This window comes from Paracidovorax citrulli, from assembly GCF_900100305.1.
Taxonomy (GTDB): Bacteria; Pseudomonadota; Gammaproteobacteria; order Burkholderiales; family Burkholderiaceae_C; genus Paracidovorax; species Paracidovorax citrulli.
The window spans coordinates 1-2500 of record NZ_FNEY01000060.1 but is presented as its reverse complement, the minus strand read 5'-3'; the positions used below and the strand labels follow the sequence as shown (position 1 = coordinate 2500).

Genomic DNA, 2500 nt, shown 5'->3' with positions numbered 1-2500 from the left:
CAGGGTTCGTGACTGGGGTGAAGTCGTAACAAGGTAGCCGTATCGGAAGGTGCGGCTGGATCACCTCCTTTCTGGAAAACAGCATTCAATATTGAACGCCCACACTTATCGGTTGTTGGAAGAAGTCGGTGCTAACCGACATGGGTCTGTAGCTCAGCTGGTTAGAGCACCGTCTTGATAAGGCGGGGGTCGTTGGTTCGAGCCCAACTAGACCCACCAAATCTTCCGAACATAAGATGCGAGGATCAGTGGGGGATTAGCTCAGCTGGGAGAGCACCTGCTTTGCAAGCAGGGGGTCGTCGGTTCGATCCCGTCATCCTCCACCAACCAATACGCTCTGCGGTAGGGCGAAGAAACCAACACCAAAGCGGCTTCGCGAGAGGCCTCTTTGTTGTTGGTCCGGTATAGACCGGATCAATCGGCTGTTCTTTAAAAATTCATAGAGTCGAATCAGCGTTGCCGGCGGAAAGCAGGAAACTGCACCGTGCCGCCGGTGACAAAAATTTGATTGCGTCAAAACGAATATTCAATTGAGCGAAAGCTTGTTGAAATTCAGTAATGACGAATTGTTCTCTAGGTAGCAATACCGAAGAAGAATTCACATTACGGCATAACGCGCGAGGTGAAAGACCTCGCAAGTCCTTGAAAGAAAGCGGAGATGTCTCGCAAGAGATGTCAAAGTTATAGGGTCAAGTGACTAAGAGCATGTGGTGGATGCCTTGGCGATGATAGGCGACGAAAGACGTGATAGCCTGCGATAAGCTTCGGGGAGCTGGCAAATAAGCTTTGATCCGGAGATTTCTGAATGGGGAAACCCACCTCGCAAGAGGTATCGCATGATGAATACATAGTCATGCGAGGCGAACCGGGTGAACTGAAACATCTCAGTAGCTCGAGGAAAAGACATCAACCGAGATTCCGAAAGTAGTGGCGAGCGAAATCGGAGGAGCCTTCTAGTGATAGCACGACTGTTAACAAAACGGAATGGAAAGTCCGGCCATAGTAGGTGATAGCCCTGTATGTGAAAGCAGACGTGTGGTACTGAGCTAGAGAAAAGTAGGGCGGGGCACGAGAAACCCTGTCTGAATATGGGGGGACCATCCTCCAAGGCTAAATACTCATCATCGACCGATAGTGAACAAGTACCGTGAGGGAAAGGCGAAAAGAACCCCGGGAGGGGAGTGAAATAGATCCTGAAACCGCATGCTTACAAAAAGTCGGAGCCCGCAAGGGTGACGGCGTACCTTTTGTATAATGGGTCAGCGACTTACATTCAGTGGCAAGGTTAACCGAATAGGGAAGCCGTAGAGAAATCGAGTCCGAATAGGGCGTCCAGTCGCTGGGTGTAGACCCGAAACCAAGTGATCTATCCATGGCCAGGATGAAGGTGCCGTAACAGGTACTGGAGGTCCGAACCGACTAGTGTTGCAAAACTAGCGGATGAGCTGTGGATAGGGGTGAAAGGCTAAACAAACTTGGAAATAGCTGGTTCTCTCCGAAAACTATTTAGGTAGTGCCTCAAGTATTACCTTCGGGGGTAGAGCACTGTTTTGGCTAGGGGGTCATGGCGACTTACCAAACCAAGGCAAACTCCGAATACCGAAGAGTAGAGCTTGGGAGACAGAGCACCGGGTGCTAACGTCCGGACTCAAGAGGGAAACAACCCAGACCGCCAGCTAAGGTCCCTAAAATTGGCTAAGTGGGAAACGAAGTGGGAAGGCTAAAACAGTCAGGATGTTGGCTTAGAAGCAGCCATCATTTAAAGAAAGCGTAATAGCTCACTGATCGAGTCGTCCTGCGCGGAAGATGTAACGGGGCTAAGCCAGTTACCGAAGCTGCGGATGCACAGTTTACTGTGCGTGGTAGGAGAGCGTTCTGTAAGCCTGTGAAGGTGTCTGGTAACGGATGCTGGAGGTATCAGAAGTGCGAATGCTGACATGAGTAGCGTTAAAGGGGGTGAAAAGCCCCCTCGCCGTAAGCGCAAGGTTTTCTACGCAACGTTCATCGGCGTAGAGTGAGTCGGCCCCTAAGGCGAGGCAGAGATGCGTAGTTGATGGGAAACAGGTCAATATTCCTGTACCGATGTGTAGTGCGATGTGGGGACGGAGAAGGTTAGCTCAGCCAACTGTTGGATATGTTGGTTCAAGCCTGTAGTCGTGCCCGGTAGGCAAATCCGCCGGGCTTAGATGAGGGGTGATAACGAGTCTGCTTGCAGACGAAGTGAGTGATACCCTGCTTCCAGGAAAAGCCACTAAGCTTCAGCTACACACGACCGTACCGCAAACCGACACTGGTGCGCGAGATGAGTATTCTAAGGCGCTTGAGAGAACTCAGGAGAAGGAACTCGGCAAATTGATACCGTAACTTCGGGAGAAGGTATGCCGCAAGTAGGTGAACTTGTACAAAGGGAGCCCAAAGCGGTTGCAAAAAATCGGTGGCTGCGACTGTTTAATAAAAACACAGCACTCTGCAAACACGAAAGTGGACGTATAGGGTGTGA

At 50.8% G+C, this 2500-nt stretch carries 2 tRNA genes and 2 rRNA genes (1 of these 4 cut by a window edge); all 4 read left to right on the top strand.

The annotated features are described in order from the left end of the window. Positions 1-71: ribosomal RNA gene (locus BLR99_RS22025) — 16S ribosomal RNA — on the top strand (it extends 1458 nt beyond the left edge of the window). Positions 72-142: 71 nt separating this feature from the next. Then, a tRNA-Ile gene (locus BLR99_RS22020) sits at positions 143-219 on the top strand. A 31-nt stretch (positions 220-250) separates the two neighbouring features. Further along, positions 251-326: transfer RNA gene (locus BLR99_RS22015), tRNA-Ala, on the top strand. Positions 327-687: 361 nt separating this feature from the next. After that, positions 688-2500 (top strand): 23S ribosomal RNA (locus tag BLR99_RS22010); the annotation flags it as partial.